The following is a 17,989-nucleotide window of genomic DNA, read 5'->3' on the forward strand; positions in this document are numbered from 1 at the left end:
AACCTCCCATACATATCAGTTCCTAAAAATGCCCTTGGCATCTTCAACGTTTAATATCATATCATCTTTTGGCATCGATTACCAGTATTTTTTGGCTATTTGTTAAGGAAAATTCCTTGACAGCAAAAAAAACGACCTTAAACACGCTTATTGCCTGCTTAAAGTCGATCAAAGATCATTTATTAAAAACCATCACTAGACTGGACCGTTTTCCAGTAAGCTTCATAGATCTGCTTGACTGTCTCAGTATTGATCTTACTGTTGGTATCAGTAATATTAGGGAATGCAACTACAACTACGACTTGTGGATCATTAGCTGGCGCATAACTGATCGCACTTAATGTCTCAGTCTCGATATTGTTATAAAATGTTTGCGCAGTCCCTGTCTTAGCTGCGATCTCAGGTTTTACCGAAGCCATTGAGCCCCCGGTCCGATAGGTATTAGAGCCATGGACTACACGCCAAAGACCGGTCTTGACAACATCCCATTGATCTTTTGTCCCATCAACGACATTTAAAACATTTGGTTGCATTTCGTATTTTACTGGTCCTAAAGAGCCATCCTTATTCGTCTTGCGAATCGACTTTAGGATATGTGGCTGTAAACGATAACCTCCATTAGCGATCGTTGATGCATATTGTGCTAATTGGATCGGGGTATAGGCATCGTAGTTCCCAAAAGATAAGTCTAACGCATTACCGATATGTGACTGATCAGCAGCCCCTTCAAATCCACTAGCTTCGCCTGGAATGTCGATCCCAGTTTTGACACCTAGACCATATTGTTTAAAGTTTTGACGTAATTTATCAAAGATCGAGGTCGGTAAATTGAGTGCAGCCCCCGAAGTGTACTTAAAGCCCCCTTCTAGCATCGCCAATTTCATCATATACGTGTTAGACGAAACTTGTAAGGCATCAGCTGCAGTAAGACTCATGTTAGCTGCTCCTGTCTTATTGAACCAAGATGTCTTAGCAGCAGTACCAGCTAACTTGATCGGTTCTTCAAGCAAAGTATTGTTGGTCGGGGTGATAACACCATCTTTCAAAGCCCCCATGACCATCGCACCTTTGACAACAGACCCCATTACAAAAGTCTGATTGATCGTTCCAAGTGCATTTTCCGTCACTTTACCTGTTGAAAGATCACGATTGACCCCAGCCAATGCATAGATCCCGCCAGTCTTAGGATTCATCACAACGGCATAGCCTCCTGGAATATACGGATTACTACCAGCAGCATTTTTTACATTATCCTCAACGATCTTTTGGACTTGATTTTGAAACTCTGCATTGATCGTCAATTGTAGATTATCCCCTGGACTACCGCCATATTGTTTGACTTCTTTGATGATCTCATTATTTTGCGTTTGAACATTGATAACTTCTTTTGTTCCCTTGAGCGCATTTTCATATTGAGATTCGATGTAGCTTGAACCTACACTATCATTACGCGAGTAGCCCTCAGCCAGTAACTTATTGATCTGATCGCTAGGAAGTCCCTGTTTTTCTGATGTCACAGTCCCAATGACACTCTTGACTGATTCGCCATTAGGATAAGAACGCGACCAACTAGTCCCGATCTTAACACCTGGTAATAAAGACAAATGCTCACCAACTTCAGCCATTTCGCTATCACTGACATCGCTTGTCTTAAGATAGACCGTCGACAAAGCATAAGCACCTGCCATCTTAGCATATAACACAGCTGCTTGTTCTTGTTTTTCTGACATCTTCTTGACTAAGTTGTGCTTTTTAACGTAATTTGTCTGTAACTTAGTCAATTTTTCATTATCTTGCATCGTATCAGCATTGGGAATATGCTTATTGACTGCTGCAGTGTGTTTTGGATCAGCTAAATAGTAGTCGACCTTATTACGCTCGGTCAAAGTATCAGTTTCAACACTGACATAATTAACTAAATTATTAGCGACCTTATACATCTGACTTGAAGCCACATTCAGCGGTTTAGTATATGTGATCGCACGCGAAGTATTATTGGCGACTAATAATTTTCCCGTTGAATCGTAGATCGTTCCCCGTTGCACATTTCTAGTTTCGGTCTGATTATCACTACTAGTTGCTTCTGATTCAAACTTAGGACCATGAATGATCTGCAGATAAGCTAATTGTCCGATCAAGGCTGCAAAAAGTAAAAAAACGATCAAAAAGAGAAAATTTAATCTAAATGGTATTTGCGAATGCTTTTTCTTATTTTGTGCATTCGCTTTTCTTAAGAATCTCACCACAATTCTCCTCTACTAATATTATTAACACTACGAACTATCCTAGCACAAATCAACTAAAATCTGTACCTTAGATACTACCTTTATATTATATACGATACACGAGCGATTAAATACTAAATTTTTTAAAAGACCACTTAAAACAAGCACTATTCGAAATCTTTTTCTCGTTGTGGTATCCTATAAGCTGATAATATTCAAAAATTCGAAAGGATCACGCTAGATATGAAAGAATATCTCAAAAAACACTATCCCCTCAGCTTGAGCTTTTGGACTCCAGTATTGCTCATGCTTGGGTATTTTATCTACCGTGGCTTTTATCCCTTTGGCAGCTCCAGTGTGTTGACAGTCGATCTAGGACAGCAATATGTCGACTTTTTTGCTTATTTTCGCCATACCTTGCTGCATTCTCCGAGTGAACTATTTTACTCATTTTCAAAAGCCTTAGGGGGCCCGATGATCGGTGAAGCTGCCTATTACCTATTGAGTCCATTTAATCTCTTATTTGTCTTTTTTCCCGGCAAATATTTGACAGCTGGATGCTTGCTTATCTTACTGTTAAAATACGGGTGCGCTGGCTATACTTTTGGGCGGTTACTCAAAAATGAACTCAAATTAAATAAATGGATGATCCCCGCTCTTGCTACCAGCTATGCTTTGATGGGTTGGATGATCGCTAACCAATTGAATATGCTTTGGCTAGATGCACCGATCTTTTTACCGTTGATCATCTCAGCTTTGTATCGTCTCTTACAAAAAAAGCGCAGTCTCGCCTATGTCTTATGGTTAGCAGCAATGATGATCATCAATTATTACATGGCATACATGATCTGTCTTTTTTTAGTTTTATTTTTTGCTTGGTATCAAGCAGCATACTTTTCGGGTCTCAAAAAGTTTTGGGAACGACTTTACCTTTTTATAAGTCGTTCCCTTCTAGCGGTCGGCATCTCGGCCTTTGTCCTTGTGCCAACTTATTATTCGTTGGTCACTAGCAAGGGACAATACACCGAAAAAAGTTTCCAATTAAACTTTGAATATGCTCCGCTAAAGATGCTTTCAAAATTTGTGATCGGGGCATTTAATTTTGAACAAATGCCTAAAGGATTCCCGAATCTTTTTATCGGTAGTCTTGCTTTGATCGGAGTATTTCTATATTTTATCAGCTTAAAGATCAAGTGGCGTCCAAAATTAGCTGCCTTTTTAGTAAGCGTATTTCTTTGGCTTTCTCTATGCTTTGAACCACTTGATCTATTGTGGCACGGGATGCAATTTCCCGTATGGTATCCATACCGTTTTTCATTTATCGTTAGTTTTTGGATGGTCTTCTTAGCTGCTTTGGCTCTCAAAGAAAATCAATTTCGCCTTAACCCCCACCAAGCTTTGATCTGCTTAGGGATCTTCACAGCTGGCTTGAGCTATGTTTATTTTAATTCTAAGAGTTTTGACTATGTATCAGAACAAGTCATATTATTCACAGCTCTCTTCAACGTTTTGCTTTTGCTTGTCTTAACGGTCAAAAAGACACCGCTCAATCAACGACTGACCCCATTAGTCATCTTTTTATTGGTATGCTTTGAAATGTTAGCTAATATAACTTATTCGCTCAATAATATCAGCTATTTGACCCAAGCTGAGTTTGCCGGGCCAACTAAAGTCATCGCTCAAGACCAAAAAAAGTTGACGCAATTAGATCCTGGCTTTTATCGGGCCGCTCAACTCTATAGTCGGACTAAAGATGATGGCCTTGCGCATGATTTAAAAACAGGTTCTTATTTTAGCTCTGCACTTGAAAAAAGCATCCCTGATTTTTATGGTCAATTGGGGCAACCCGATGGCGACAACTATGTGGGCTACTATAATGGGACTTTGATCAGCGATTCGTTGCTCAACATGAAATACCTCCTTCAAGCTAAAGATAAAGCTGAACTTGCCTTGAGCTCTTCAGCTAAGGTCGACCTTAATGTTACTAGTTATCGTCCCGATACCAAGCTTTATACCTTACGTGCCCAAACTGCTCAAACCAGGATCTATCAAAACCCTTATGCGATCGGACTTGGCTATAGTGCTGATAAAAAATTAAAGCAGCTCAAAGTTCTCTACGATCAGCCATTGACCTATCAGACCAATTGGCTAAATGCAGCGACTGGCTCAGCTAATACGACTAAATATTTTTATGCCGCTAATTTTAATGAAGTCGTCTTTCAAAATACTAAAAAGCAGACCAACCTTACTGGCGCCTTTTTCAAAAAGACCGACTTGGCTAAACCAGCTCAGATCATCTTTAAATTCACGCCTGAGACTGATGACCCCTACTACTTGACACTTGGGGCTAGTCTCGACGGTGATTCTGCCACTTGGTATTTAGGCAGCAAGGAATATCCTTACTATAAGACCTTCAGACATACAGTCGTTTTAAATCCAACCGTATCTGGTAGTGACGATGAAGTAGTTATTACCGCTAAATTCAAAAAAAATAGCCTTTGGTTGGAAAATTTCGTTCTCTATCGCATGGATAGATCCCTAGTTGAACAAAAACTAAAGCAACTCCAAAAAAACTCTTGGCAGCTTACAAAAGCTACAGCTCACAGATTAACAGGTAAGATCGATATCACTAAGCCAAACCAGCTTTTTGCTACAACGATCCCTTATAGTAAAGGCTGGCAAGCAAAAGTCGATGGAAAACCCGTCAAAACTTACAAGCTCCAAAATACCTTCGTTGGTCTTGATATCAGCCAAGGGAAGCATCAAGTAACTTTGACCTTTACTCCACCAGGCTTATACTTGGGAATCGTACTTAGTTTAGTTTCATTAGTGCTAGTTTTCATACTAGATCTACGAGAAACTAAAGCTTAAAAAAACAAACGCATCTAATACAGCGAAAACAACTGTATTAGATGCGTTTTATTTTATCTTGTTACTTGATCTAGGTCTTTACCATCGAGCTGTTGCCAAGATCTACTGTAGAAGTAATTATCGATCTGATATTTTGGCTTTGGTTGTTCTTTGGTCAAAAATGGTGCTACTGCTTGATCCATCTTCAACCACCCACGCCAACCTAAGTGGATCGTATCTTGCATGAAATATCTCTCACCGTCATCTTTAGAAAGATCAACGATATTATTGAAACCTTGTTGACGCAACTGATACGTGATCTTTTGGTTAAAATCTTGCAACATTTCTTGTGATAAGCCGGTATAATCTGACCAGTGTTTGTTTACTGGTGGGATCACAAAGATCACATCAGTATTATTTTTAGCAAATTGATTCAAGACTAATTGGAAATCAGCAAATTCAGGTGATCTTACATAGCTGTATTTGCTTTGTTTGCCCTTTAGCTTCTTATATTTTTTGCGTAAATTTTTATCAAAAAATTTATTACTGATCTCAAACGGATTATTGGTTGTGTTTGCTTGCCCTAGCTTATAAGCGATCGCATCAAGTTGTTCAAAATCATACTTATCTGGTAAGACTTTTGCAACTTTAGCGATCCTTTGCGTATTATCCTTTAAAGCCAGTGTCGAAAACAATTCATCTTCGTGTTGCAATTGGTTGTACTTCAAATCAAGATATGTCTTCATCGAACTAGACAAGGCTTGACCAGCTGCAACTCTTTGGATCGCCTGTTTTAAGATCGCATCATTTTGGATCGATGGCATCTGCAACAAACGCTTAGCCGCAAAGCGATCCATCTGGTCATCTTGGGCCTGACGCAACCACGTGACGGCTTCAAGATTGGAATAATATAGACTAAAGGCTCCGGGATCGGTTCCTTTAGGTACAAACCACTGTGGTGAAATGATCATCACAGCTTTTTTATTTTTTAACTGTTGATTGATCCCTTGCATCCCAAAAAATTGAGAAAGTGAGGTCGATCCTGGTCCCCCAAGCAAAAATGGGCGATAACTGCGATCATAGTGACTAGCTAATGTAGCCGGATGAAAGGCATCCATCCGCGATAATTCCGAAGATCCAAAAAATGGAACGTAATTTTCTTCTAGAGCTTTTTGTTTTACCACTGTCCCTTTAAAAATATTCTTTGACTGGGACAAGGCAGCTACTTCAACTGTCTTATCGTTGATCTTACGAAAATTAAATGGTGAGACCAATAAGAGCGTCAATAAAACAGCCGCCAAAATGATCGGACCGAAGATCTTAAAGAGCTTCTTTTTTACGTCCATTATTGCATACTTTCTACTTTCGCGATAATTTTGTTAGGTGTGTTCCATTCAGTTCTTTCAAACTCAGAAACTGGCACGTCAACGCCACATTGAGCTTGTAATTCTAATAACATTTGTACTGTTCCCATTGAGTCTAAAAGACCAGTTTCGAAGATATCGATGTCTAGATCGTTTCTTACTTCATCACTACCTGTTAAATCTTCTAAAATATCCAATACTGTATCTTTCATGTTTAAAACCTCCAAAAATTATCTATGCAAAAAATAGTGTATTCAAAAAACCTGAGAAAATCAAGAAGCTAAAGCAAACTACATTGAATGTGATAAAAATAGCTAAAGCTTCAGTAAATTTGTTGTGTGGTATCTTCTCTTTATGGCGCTTTTTAAAGCGTAGCCACATATCACACAAATTGATCGCCACTGCATGATACAAGCCATAGACGATATAATACCAAGTTACCCCATGCCAAAAGCCCATGATCAAAAAGAGCGTCAAATAGCCGACATTGGCGATCGCGATCCGACTTTTGAGCAATTTCTTTTTCATCATAAAGAAGACTAACCGCATGTAAATGTAATCTCTAAACCAAAACGACAAAGTCATATGCCATCTGTTCCAGAAATCCTTGATATTCTTAGCAATAAATGGTTTGTTAAAGTTCATCGGTGTTTGGATCCCCATGATATAGCTGATCCCAACTGCAAATAAACTATAACCTGCAAAATCAAAGAACAGATCCATCGAATAGGTATACATATATGCGATCACCCACCATGACCAGCCACCGTGTGCTAAGGCCAAGGCTGAGATCTTAGGCAACATCACGACCCCAAATAGATATGCCAGTAAAAACTTATAGACAAACCCTAAAAAGATATACCACATAGCTTTATCTAACAAAGCTAAATACTTATCACGTGCGGGGACCTTTTTATAATCACCTAAAAATCTGCGGTAACGGTCGATCGGTCCAGATGAGATCGTTGGGAAAAAGAGCAAGAAGTGTACAACCTCACTTAGTCCAACTTCTTTGATGATCCCATCTCTGATCTCCATGATCATTCCCACCGCCTTAAAGGTCAAATAACTGATCCCTAAAAAGCCAATGATCGATTCACGCCCATTATTCATGACTGGGGCTATCTTAACGATCACTAGGGGGAGGATCGACAAAATGACAGTCAAATTAAAGATCCAAGAAGCATTTTTACGTTTACGATAAGCAAGGTACCCATAGATCAGCAAAAGTTCAAAAATAATATATCCGATCAAGGCGACCCCTTGTTGCCACTTTACGCCTCCAAAGGTCAGCAATAAAAATAGAAATGAGATGATCGTTTCATAAACTCTAAAGCGTCGACCGTATAAAAGTCCTACCATGATCGGCAATAGACCGATCGCCAGTAATACAAAATAGGTCGGATCTTGGTACGGTTGCATATTAAGCATTAGTCATTAACCTCTTTCATCAAAGATTTGCGATCGATCTTTCCGTTAGCAGTCAACGGTAATGAATCGACGTAAATAAATTTTTGAGGCATCATATATGACATCATCGTTTCTAAAAGTTCTTGCTTGATCGCTTGTGTTAGCTTGAAGTCACTCTCAAAATCAGCTGTCTTTGTCTCATCTTTGACCACATAAGCGATCAATTGACTGACTTTATGATCTTTGCCATACCGTGGGACCGTCGTAGCTTGAGCAACATAGCTCACTTTATCTAAATGATGATCAACATCCTCTAGTTCGATCCTAAATCCGTGTAACTTGATCTGAAAATCGATCCGCCCTTTATACAACAATTGACCAGCTTCATCATACTGTCCAAGATCACCAGTCTTATACGCTGGGCGTCCCTCAAACTCAACAAATGCATGCGCTGTTTTTTCCGGATTATTCAAATATCCCTTTGAAACACTTGGACCTGCGATCAAGATCTCACCACTTTGCCCTTGTTCGACTGGTTTACCCGCTTCATCGATCAATGCAATGGTGGTATCAGCCTTAGCTTGGCCGATCGGTAACCGAGGATATTTTTCCAAGATCTCAGTTGTGATCTCAACTGCACTGACAGCCACAGTCGCTTCAGTTGGACCATAGGTGTTATAGATCTTAGCTTCTGGAAAGCGTTGTTTTAACGTCGCCGCTGTCTTATGTGTCAATTCTTCCCCACAGAAGAAGAAATGCGTCAACTCAGGCAGATTCTTTGCATCAAAAGTCGGTTGCAGTAGACAAATATCCATAAATGAGGGGGTCGAGACCCATTCACTTACATGCAATTTAGGTAAAACTGCAAATAACTCCTTGAAGTTATCCGTTGTTTCCTTAGGTAAAACTGTCAATTGTCGGCCTGCTGTCAAAGTTGGATAGAGATCCATCACTGAGAGGTCAAAGGAATATGGTGGTTGTGATAAACAGATGCCATCTTTAGCCAAACCAAAATCCGCTTGCATCCAATCGTTGAAACTGACTAAATTATCGTGGCTGATCTGAACGCCCTTTGGTACCCCTGTAGTCCCAGAAGTGAAGATGATATAGAAGTTATCATCTCCAGCAACATAATTTTCTGACGCCTCATATGTAGCCCTTGTCGCAAAAACTTCTGCCAATTTAGCTGGTGTAACGACGGGCAATGTTCCCAATTCTAATGGCAACTCTTCAACTGCGATACAAGCCACTGGACGGGCGATCTCATTTATAACTTTGATCCGTTCTAATGGCGAGTGAGCATCAACAGGAATATAAGCATGTCCTGCTTTGACTGCCCCTAAAAAAGCAGCGATCATTTCAAATGTCTGCCCTCCAAAAACGATCACAGGTGCACCCTTAGGTAAGTTTAAATTGAGCAAATAACTAGCTAAAGCATCGGAATATGCTTTGAGCTCAGCATACGTATTAGTCTTACCTAAATAATCGTAGGCAATTTTAGTTGGCGTTTCGATCCCCCAACGATCGATCGCTTTGATTAAATTTTCTGCCAAACAAATCACTCCTAAAATTCGTTGTAGATAAAGTGTGGTTGATTTACACCACTGTAACTATAGAGATAGACCAGTGCAAATAAAACAGCAAAATAAAAAACTGTTTTTAAAGCAAATGTGACATACTCATTTTTAAAAAACTTTGTCCACTTTTCTTTCAATATTTTTCTCCTAATCTATATATTGATACGTAGGTAAAATCTACCTCAACTAATTTATATTACAATACTCTTATATTAGATTACAAGATTAATTACACAGGACTTGGTTTATCAAGCACTTGTCCTAAAGTAATTAAAGACCAATGTTTTCCAAAAAGCAAGGTCAAATAATTAAGAATACTTTAAATTCACTTAGAATTCATCAATTCTTCAAATTGATCGATCGCATCTTTAGGCCCAGCCACTAAGATACTGTCATGTAAACCTAATACATCATCAGCTGCTGGAAGATTCATCTCACTTTTACTATGAGCAATTGCGATCACATTTAGCTTATATTTATCGCGGAAATTCAATTCAGCTAATGACCGGCCAAAGAAGCGCGGATTAGTGATCAAGATCTCAGCCATCTTGAAGTTTGAATCTAGATCTAAATAATCGATCATATTTTTAGAGGTCAAACTCCGCCCGATCCGTACTCCCATATCACGTTCGGGATGCACGACTCGATCGACCCCTAATTTTTCTAGAACTTTAGCATGATTTTCATTTTGGGCCTTAGCCGTTACATATTTGACTCCTTGCTCTTTGACCATCAAAGTTACTAAAATACTTGCTTGAATATCCTCACCGATCGCGATGATCACATGGTCAAAGTTCCTGATCCCCAACGAACGTAAAACGTCTTCGTCTTGAGCATCGGCAACAACTGCTTGGGTCGCAATATCTTTGTAATCATTGACTCTAGCTTCATCATGATCGATCGCCAAAACTTCTTGTCCCGCATCAGCTAGTGTTTGACAGACACTACCGCCAAAACGCCCGAGACCGATCACGGCAAATGTTTGCTTTTCCATGCGTTTTTCTGCTATATAATATGCTCAATTTTAATCCTGTACTTTGAGTAAGAATATAGCTTTTCCTTTCTTGATTTTATTTACTGCTATTAACATTAGTGCTCTAATATCTAAAAAAAGCCCAGTCAACTTTTAGCTGACCAGGCTCGCTTTTTAGTATTTCATTAAGCATAGTGTATCATAATCTTTGATACGTTTTCGTCCATTTAGATCTTTTAATTCGATGATAAAGGCACAGCCAACTACTTCACCACCGAGTTGTTCAACTAGATCGATCGTAGCACCGATCGTTCCACCAGTTGCCAACAGATCGTCAACGATCAAAACTTTTTGTCCTGGCTTGATCGCATCTTTATGCATGTAAAGTGCAGAAGTACCATACTCTAGATCGTATTTTGCTTCGACCGTTTCTCGTGGTAACTTACCTGCTTTACGTGCAGGAGCAAAGCCAACACCCAATTCATAAGCCACGGGACAGCCTACGATAAAGCCACGGGCTTCAGGACAAGCGACCATTTCAACGCCCTTATCTTTGGCAAATTGAACGATCCGATCTGTTGCTTGGCGATAGGCTTCACCATCAGCCATTAGGGGCGTAATATCGCGAAAGATGATCCCTTTTTCAGGATAATCAGGGATACTTTCAACATAATTATTTAAATCCAAAGCCATTTTTTAACTCCTTCTCTCGCCACTAACCTAAACGTTGTAGTAACCAGTCAGTCAACTCTTCATCTGAACTAGTCGAAACTAGCTCTTCGACTTGTATTTGCTGGCCATGTGTGCGATAACTATTTGTATCTTCTAATCGATGTGGACGTGCATTTTTCACACCAACTAAAATTCCATTTTTTATTGTAACAAATCCTGCCTCAAAAAACATCTTTAAGGCTAAAACTAGTTGAGATTTTTCTAGTCCCACTTGAGTTGCAGCTTGATCAAGGTCTGTTTTTAAATTCAAATGTCCTACTTGAAAAATAAATTTATACACTTTAGTAAGCGCTGTTCTTTCAGGTAATGGTGCGCTTTTAGCCTTAGTGTATAAAATAGCCCGGACTTTAGCGCAATCAAGTTTACTTAAAACAAATTCCAATTGAGCAAGATTTTGTGGTAGATCGACTAAAACTATTTCATCTGCTGTCAATTGGGGTAGATTTTGATCAAAAACAACACATTTAGAACCGGCTGGCAGATGATCAGCAAAGCGTTGGGCCAAGTTCGCGTTGAAAAAGCCATAAAGAGCTGGACTCAAAAACTGCTCTTTTTGTAATCGTTCGCTTCGCTCAATGATCACTTGTGGCTTTGGCTTAACTGCTTGAGCTAAGTCTTTGATCAATAATTGTGGACTAACGTTACCACGCCATTCATTTTTATCAACTGAGGCGACAAATTTCAATGACTTAGGCTGAGCTAATAATTCTGGTAATTTATCACCAACGCCAAAAGCCAAGGCTGCTAATTGGGTCTTACCAGTGCTTAGATCCAACCGCAAATGATCATTTGTCTTACCTAGAGCTTTAGCTTGTACAACTTGGTAGTCTATGATCTCAAATAATGGAACTTCATTATCCGTCCCAAAAGGTGCTAGTTTATCTAACGAAGCGATCAGATCTAGCGTAACTTCACTGGCCTTAAGTTTAGCTGACACCTTCAAAACAGGTTTCTTTGTTAGATCAAGCTCTTGGGCTTTTGCCTCTTCATCCAAGATCGCTTGAAGTTGAGATAAATTGCTAACTTCAAGGGCTAATCCACATGCCATGTGATGACCACCAAAGCTTGTCATCAGTTCCCGATGTCCATCCAAGGCATTAAACAGATGGAAGTCCTCGATCGACCGCCCAGAGCCTTTAGCGATCCCTTCATCTGAAATATCGAGTACCAAAGTCGGCCGGCCCGTTTTTTCGACCAAACGACTCGCTACGATCCCTAAGACGCCTTCGTGCCAATCAGAACCGGCTACAACATTGACCAAATGTTTTGGTTCTTTTTCAAGCTTATGCAATGCTTGCTTTGTGATCTCTTCAACGATATTTTGTCTTTGGATGTTCAAGCTCTGAGCTTCTTTGGCTAAATCTGTCGCTAACTCATCATCTAATGTCGTCAACAGCTCAACACCACTTTGGGCATGTTGCATTCGGCCGATCGCATTTAAGCGTGGTCCTAACGAAAAACCGATCGTTTCAGAAGTGATCGCTCGTTGATCAACGCCCGCAACTTCATATAAAGCAAGTAATCCAGGACGCAAGGTATTTTTCAGAGCTGTCAAACCAAATTTGACCAAAGCACGATTCTCATCTGTCAATGAGACAAGATCAGCCACTGTTCCGATCGTCGCTAGATCCAAGAGATCTTGTGGGATCTCATCTAACAGCGCTGTTGCCACTTTAAAAGCTACTCCCGCTCCCGAAAGATCACCAAACGGATATTTTCCTTTAGGATGACGAGGATGGACCACCGCATAAGCATCTGGCAGCGTTTGGGGCAATTCATGGTGATCAGTGACGAGCACATCAACACCTTTTTCATTTGCCAAAGTGATCGCCTCGTGACCTGAGACACCATTATCAACGGTCACGATCAGTTCAGTTCCATTAGCGATCAAACGTTCATATGCGTCTTTATTAGGACCGTAACCATCTTTGAAGCGATCAGGGATATAGTAATCCACATCAGCACCTAACTGTGTCAAAGTCTCATACATGATCGCCGTACTAGTTAGGCCGTCGGCATCATAGTCACCATAGATCGTGATATGCTCACCTGAAACGATCGCTTCTTGGATCCGATCAACTGTTTTTTGCATATCATATAGTAAATATGGATCGTAAAAACTCGTGCTTGATGGTTCAAGAAATCTGCGAACCTCCTCGACAGTCGTATATCCCTTCTTCACTAACAGCTCAGCCACTAGATTAGCCAAACCAAATTCATCTGCGATCGCTTGGCTAGCTGGAGTTGGGGCCAGGTTTTCTTCTTGCCATCGATATTTTGCTGAAACCAATATTTTTCCCCCTACATCTAACTACTTTTCTTCTGTTTTTGTATCGTGTTTTATCTCTTGTTTAATGTTTTTATCTGCCCGGCGCATTGCTTGATTAGATTCTAATTTACTCTTGACCTGTTTTAATTCCTGCTTTTGTTGCAAAATAGTCGTCATCGAGAAGAGAACTGCTAAAATAACACCTAAAAGTAATGAGATCACCAAGATCACAACTAACGGCATCGTAACTTGGGAAAAGCCAAAATTAACAGTCACAGGTTGCACATTTAACCATGAAAAGATCACGATCACCAAGACTAAAACTAAAATTCCGATCAAACTCCATTGTTTTTTCATAGATCTTACCTATCCTTTATTATTTTTTATTAAAGATCCCGCCAGCCAGATGATCACCTAGCCACGGAAACATTTGATACCCGTGATACGCTAGTTCCATATAATATGGCAAATTGAGCTCGCGTTTACGTGTCCCGATCGCCTTAACGATCTTTTCAGCAACGATCTCTGGATTCAATGACATTTTCTTGACCCGCTCGATATATTCGCCTGTTTCATCGGCAATTTCAAAGAAAGCTGTTCTGATCGGACCTGGATTGACTGTCAAGACTGCGATCCCCAAAGGTTTTAATTCTAAACGCAAAGCATTTGAATATGCGATCACAGCTGCTTTAGTAGCTGAATAGATCGATGATTTGGGAGTTGCGATCTTGCCACCGATCGAGGCCACATTGATGATCATGCCTCGTTTGCGCTTAGCCATATATAAAGCTGTATATTTAGTTACATACATCAAGCCTAAGACATTGACCCGAAACATTCTTTCGGCAATATCCATTCTAAAGTCCAGAGCTTGACGCATAAAACCAAAACCAGCATCATTGATCAAAACATCGATCGGACCGACATTTGATTCTACTTCATCGATCACTTTTTCGATCTGATGCGGATGCGAGACATCTAATTGGTAAGCATAGGCCAATCTCCCAGAGATCGCCCGACAAACAGCCATTACTTTTTCAAGCTTATCTTTGCGCCGAGCACACCCAACTACGATCGCCCCTTGCTTAGCAACTTGATAGGCAACTTGTTCGCCTAAACCAGAAGAAGCTCCTGTGATCAAAACAACTCGATTCGTTAGATCTTTTAATTGCTTATATCCTGTCATTAGCTTTTTTCACCTTTCTTTTTGAATGGAACATCGATCACATCAAAATCTTTGACTACCTTGACATTACTGAAGATACTTGCAGCATCTTTTTGCAGTTGCGTTGCTAAAGGTCCGACATAACGTGCCGAAATGTGATTCAATAGTAATTGCTTGACACCCGCTTTATTTGCGATCTTAGCTGCTTGAATGCACGTCGAGTGATAATAGTTACGTGCTAGTTTGCTCTCGCCTTTACCAAAAGTACTCTCGTGTACCAACACATCTGCACCTTGCGCTAATTCTAAGATCCCAGGTGTTTGTCTAGTATCACCTAAGATCGTGATGATCCGACCCTTTTGGGGTTCACCGATGTAATCTTTACCATCAAGCGTACGTCCATCAGGTAAAGTCACAACTTCGCCAGCCTTGATCCGACCATAGATCGGCCCCGAAGGAACATGTTCAGCCCGCAACTTATCGATCAACAGTTCACCTGGATGGTCTTTTTCTTCGATCCGATAACCCACACATTCGATCCGATGATCTAGCCGCTGAAATGAAACTTTGAATTTATTATCCTCAAAAATCACACCTTCGTCTGTTAATTCTACAAATCGCAGTGGGTATGAAAGATGTGTTTGCGAAACTTTCAAACTTATCCTCACAAAATCAGCGATCCCTTTAGGTCCATAGATCGTCAGTGGGTGTAACTTTTCTCCCCCTTGAAATGAACGACTACTTAAAAAACCAGGTAGTCCAAAGATATGATCTCCATGTAAATGCGTTATAAAGATCTTATCGACCTTACGTGGCCTGATCGTCGTGTGTAAGATCTGATGCTGCGTTCCTTCGCCAACATCAAATAACCACACCGCATTTTCCTCATCTAACAGTTTAAGGGCGACCGATGATACATTGCGAAATTTCGCAGGTGAGCCCGCACCTGTACCTAAAAATTCTAACTCCATCAATTGATATTCCTATTCTAATCGGCAAAGCCGAAGTAGTTTTTCATATTATTCCTTTTATATTCTATCATCATTTCCCCAAGTAGACAAAGTACCCTCTATGCAAAACCTCAGTCGAACATCTCTTTTTAAGCATTTGATAACGATTTAAATAAAAAATATTACATTTCTTTATTTGCAATAGCATAAAAATTTTGTCTTTATCGAACAAATGTTTTATAATACGATTGAGGTGAGTCCATTGCGTATCAGTGATTTTTTACATTTGACCACAGAACTCGATCTGACTTTAAAAGTTTACTTCACAACGCCCACGCAAACTTTGCCAATAGGAGTAGTACGCTTTTTGCCGACTGAAGTTGTTTTATTGCCAACTAAAAAGCCCCTAACACTAAAAGAACTTCAGCTAAAGTTAGCACCTATAGCTCCAACTACAACACTAAGTTTAATGTCTAATGATACACTCCAACCACTTTTTGGGATCAAGATCAGCCCTCCAAAATTATTACTTAAGTAAAAAAGATGCCTTCAAAACCTGAAAGCATCTTTTATTTATTTTAGTATCTGTTTGGCTACAAAAGGTCCGTAGTATTTGAGTCCTTCTGGATTTGGATGAACATTATCACCATAGAACCAATCGGCATGATCTTTACTGTAAGCATACCAATCAATTATCTTTAGATTGTGATATTTCTTAGTAGCTTCCTTTAGATCATCGTTGACTTGGTCTTGCCAACGTCGTGTCGGAACATGGACATTGATCCAATAGACTTTGCGTTTATCACCCAAGATCGTCATGATCTGTTGCATCTCATCTTCCGTAAATGGGCCATTAGTACCTTCACTGATCAAAACTGTGTCAGATAGTTTACCCATTTGAGCTAACGATTGTAAGACTGGGATCGCTTCTTTGACCTGACGTCCGACTTTAGCATCGACATACATATTAGGGAAGATCCCTTGGAGTGTTGCTGAAGCATCAGCAAGGACCGAATCACCTACTGCTGTGATCGGTAAAGTTTGTGCTCGAGTAAGCTCAGCTTGGGTCAATGAATCACTTGAACTAGATTCAGATCTACTTGTTGCTTGCTCAGAACTTGCTTTTTGAGCACTTGAAGCTTGACTACTTTTCTCAGCTTGGATCTCCTTATTTTGCGTTGCCACTTTTTTGTTATTTGACTCGATCGCTTTTTCTAATGCTGAATTTTGCTTACTTTCAGAACCCTGAGCCGGGGAAATGATCGCACCCGTCAAAGCTAATAAGATGATCACACTTGGTACAGCTAGATACCAGCGTTTTTTGCCATAGCGTGATCCTGGTGTAAAAATTTCCTTGATCGTTATCCATGTCTTAGAATAGTCAAAATGTTGCAAGGGCAATTCAAGATAACGATAAGAAAGATCACTGATCATTAAGATCAAAGCTACTTCGATCACACCGTATAAGAATGGATGGTCGGCGACATTTACTTTGTCTTCAAAAAAGACCAAGACTGGATATTGATATAAGTAGATCCCGTAACTGCGCTTTCCGATCCAAGTAAATAATGGATTTGTCAACAAACGGTTGATATCAGCCCCAGGATGAGCCACAACTGCGACTAAGATCATCGATAAAACAGAGAAGAAAAACATCCCTCCCCGATAAACCAAAGCACTTTCACCCGTCATACGCATAAACATCCAAAGTAAAAGCAACATTGTAACGCCACCGATCATATCTAGGGCTAGTCTAAAGTTTGGTTGTAAATTCTTTTTAAGTGCTGTACTTGGCCAAATAACTGCTAACGATGTCCCTAATAAGATCGAAAACATCCGTGTATCTGTACCGTAGTAAACACGGGAAGGATCTTGACCACTCCGATACAAGATAGCCATCAATAAAGCCGAGATAAACGCTAAAATGATCATCGTATCAAAGATCGGTTGTTTCTTTTTGACAAATTTTAGCAATAATAAAATAATTATCGGCCAAAAAAGATAAAATTGTCCTTCGATCGATAATGACCATAGATGGGTAAACGGTGACTGGGTACCGAACTTATCAAAATAAGATTCATGATGTGCCACTTGGAACCAATTATAAACATATAAAAAATTGGTCACGATTATTGCCCGAATATTTGTCAGTAGATCACGGGCAAACAAAGTAATGTAGGCAGTCGTTACTAATACCAATGTAACTAAAGCTGGATACAGGCGCTTCATTCGTCTAATATAAAAGCCCTTGATATCGATCCGTCTATTTTGTTGCCATTCTTGAAACAATAGATCTGTGATCAAATAACCAGAGACCACAAAAAAGATCGGAACCCCTAAGAAACCACCTTGAAATTGATACGGTGCTAGATGATACAAAATAACACCGATGACTGCGATCGTTCTGATACCATCAAAACCTGTAATATATCTACTCTTCTTTAACCTTTTTCCCATTTGTAAATATTTCCTTT

General features: G+C 39.9%; 15 protein-coding genes. 2 read left to right on the top strand and 13 right to left on the bottom strand.

Annotation, left to right across the window (positions count from 1 at the left end):
* Positions 1-182 precede the first annotated feature (182 nt).
* On the bottom strand, positions 183-2,243 hold the full coding sequence (locus LMU01S_RS00210; protein WP_056959490.1) for a peptidoglycan D,D-transpeptidase FtsI family protein: 2,061 nt from the start codon (positions 2,241-2,243) through the stop codon (positions 183-185).
* A 225-nt stretch (positions 2,244-2,468) separates the two neighbouring features.
* Here LMU01S_RS00210 and LMU01S_RS00215 point away from each other — a divergent pair, with 225 nt between their 5' ends.
* Positions 2,469-5,096, top strand: a complete 2,628-nt coding sequence (locus tag LMU01S_RS00215) for a YfhO family protein (RefSeq protein ID WP_056959487.1) — start codon at positions 2,469-2,471, stop codon at positions 5,094-5,096.
* A gap of 53 nt (positions 5,097-5,149) precedes the next feature.
* Here LMU01S_RS00215 and dltD read toward each other — a convergent pair whose 3' ends face one another.
* From dltD to rnz, 11 genes are all read right to left on the bottom strand, one after another.
* Entirely contained in the window at positions 5,150-6,421 is a 1,272-nt protein-coding gene (gene dltD / locus LMU01S_RS00220) for a D-alanyl-lipoteichoic acid biosynthesis protein DltD (protein ID WP_056959485.1), read from the bottom strand.
* Positions 6,421-6,651: a D-alanine--poly(phosphoribitol) ligase subunit DltC gene (dltC, locus tag LMU01S_RS00225; RefSeq protein WP_004047344.1), complete on the bottom strand. Its 231-nt coding sequence runs from the start codon at positions 6,649-6,651 to the stop codon at positions 6,421-6,423. Before dltC ends, dltD begins: the two co-directional genes overlap by 1 nt.
* A gap of 22 nt (positions 6,652-6,673) precedes the next feature.
* Positions 6,674-7,870, bottom strand: a complete 1,197-nt coding sequence (dltB, locus tag LMU01S_RS00230) for a D-alanyl-lipoteichoic acid biosynthesis protein DltB (protein WP_004047343.1) — start codon at positions 7,868-7,870, stop codon at positions 6,674-6,676.
* Complete coding sequence (gene dltA / locus LMU01S_RS00235; protein ID WP_056959483.1) at positions 7,870-9,402, bottom strand: D-alanine--poly(phosphoribitol) ligase subunit DltA; 1,533 nt, start codon at positions 9,400-9,402, stop codon at positions 7,870-7,872. The genes dltB and dltA overlap by 1 nt, the downstream gene beginning before the upstream one ends.
* A gap of 11 nt (positions 9,403-9,413) precedes the next feature.
* Complete coding sequence (locus tag LMU01S_RS00240; protein ID WP_004047341.1) at positions 9,414-9,563, bottom strand: teichoic acid D-Ala incorporation-associated protein DltX; 150 nt, start codon at positions 9,561-9,563, stop codon at positions 9,414-9,416.
* A 188-nt stretch (positions 9,564-9,751) separates the two neighbouring features.
* The gene (locus LMU01S_RS00245) at positions 9,752-10,420 is read right to left on the bottom strand and encodes a potassium channel family protein (protein WP_004047340.1); all 669 of its coding nucleotides are present in this window, start codon (positions 10,418-10,420) and stop codon (positions 9,752-9,754) included.
* 153 nt (positions 10,421-10,573) lie between these two features.
* Positions 10,574-11,092, bottom strand: a complete 519-nt coding sequence (locus LMU01S_RS00250) for an adenine phosphoribosyltransferase (RefSeq protein ID WP_056959481.1) — start codon at positions 11,090-11,092, stop codon at positions 10,574-10,576.
* Positions 11,093-11,114: 22 nt separating this feature from the next.
* On the bottom strand, positions 11,115-13,421 hold the full coding sequence (gene recJ / locus LMU01S_RS00255; RefSeq protein ID WP_056959479.1) for a single-stranded-DNA-specific exonuclease RecJ: 2,307 nt from the start codon (positions 13,419-13,421) through the stop codon (positions 11,115-11,117).
* A gap of 21 nt (positions 13,422-13,442) precedes the next feature.
* Complete coding sequence (locus LMU01S_RS00260) at positions 13,443-13,757, bottom strand: LapA family protein (RefSeq protein ID WP_004047334.1); 315 nt, start codon at positions 13,755-13,757, stop codon at positions 13,443-13,445.
* Positions 13,758-13,776: 19 nt separating this feature from the next.
* Positions 13,777-14,586, bottom strand: a complete 810-nt coding sequence (locus tag LMU01S_RS00265) for an SDR family NAD(P)-dependent oxidoreductase (protein WP_056959477.1) — start codon at positions 14,584-14,586, stop codon at positions 13,777-13,779.
* Positions 14,586-15,536 carry a ribonuclease Z gene (gene rnz / locus LMU01S_RS00270; RefSeq protein WP_056959475.1) on the bottom strand — a complete coding sequence of 317 codons (951 nt, stop codon included), beginning with the start codon at positions 15,534-15,536 and terminating at the stop codon, positions 14,586-14,588. Before rnz ends, LMU01S_RS00265 begins: the two co-directional genes overlap by 1 nt.
* Positions 15,537-15,768: 232 nt before the next feature.
* On the opposite strand from rnz, the gene LMU01S_RS00275 reads away from it, so the two are divergent.
* Positions 15,769-16,053, top strand: a complete 285-nt coding sequence (locus LMU01S_RS00275) for a hypothetical protein (protein WP_225354569.1) — start codon at positions 15,769-15,771, stop codon at positions 16,051-16,053.
* 35 nt (positions 16,054-16,088) lie between these two features.
* On the opposite strand, the gene LMU01S_RS00280 is transcribed toward LMU01S_RS00275, so the two are convergent.
* Positions 16,089-17,972 carry an acyltransferase family protein gene (locus LMU01S_RS00280; RefSeq protein ID WP_056959473.1) on the bottom strand — a complete coding sequence of 628 codons (1,884 nt, stop codon included), beginning with the start codon at positions 17,970-17,972 and terminating at the stop codon, positions 16,089-16,091.
* Between the last annotated feature and the right edge of the window lie 17 nt (positions 17,973-17,989).

This window comes from Ligilactobacillus murinus DSM 20452 = NBRC 14221, from assembly GCF_001591685.1.
Lineage (GTDB): Bacteria > Bacillota > Bacilli > Lactobacillales > Lactobacillaceae > Ligilactobacillus > Ligilactobacillus murinus.

Excerpts from the sequence above, each read along its gene's own strand:
- LMU01S_RS00215 (WP_056959487.1), top strand. The coding sequence starts at position 2,469 with ATGAAAGAATATCTCAAAAAACACTATCCCCTCAGCTTGAGCTTTTGG.
- dltD (WP_056959485.1), bottom strand. The coding sequence starts at position 6,421 with ATGGACGTAAAAAAGAAGCTCTTTAAGATCTTCGGTCCGATCATTTTG.
- dltC (WP_004047344.1), bottom strand. The coding sequence starts at position 6,651 with ATGAAAGATACAGTATTGGATATTTTAGAAGATTTAACAGGTAGTGAT.
- dltB (WP_004047343.1), bottom strand. The coding sequence starts at position 7,870 with ATGCTTAATATGCAACCGTACCAAGATCCGACCTATTTTGTATTACTG.
- LMU01S_RS00245 (WP_004047340.1), bottom strand. The coding sequence starts at position 10,420 with ATGGAAAAGCAAACATTTGCCGTGATCGGTCTCGGGCGTTTTGGCGGT.
- LMU01S_RS00250 (WP_056959481.1), bottom strand. The coding sequence starts at position 11,092 with ATGGCTTTGGATTTAAATAATTATGTTGAAAGTATCCCTGATTATCCT.
- LMU01S_RS00260 (WP_004047334.1), bottom strand. The coding sequence starts at position 13,757 with ATGAAAAAACAATGGAGTTTGATCGGAATTTTAGTTTTAGTCTTGGTG.
- LMU01S_RS00265 (WP_056959477.1), bottom strand. The coding sequence starts at position 14,586 with ATGACAGGATATAAGCAATTAAAAGATCTAACGAATCGAGTTGTTTTG.
- rnz (WP_056959475.1), bottom strand. The coding sequence starts at position 15,536 with ATGGAGTTAGAATTTTTAGGTACAGGTGCGGGCTCACCTGCGAAATTT.
- LMU01S_RS00280 (WP_056959473.1), bottom strand. The coding sequence starts at position 17,972 with ATGGGAAAAAGGTTAAAGAAGAGTAGATATATTACAGGTTTTGATGGT.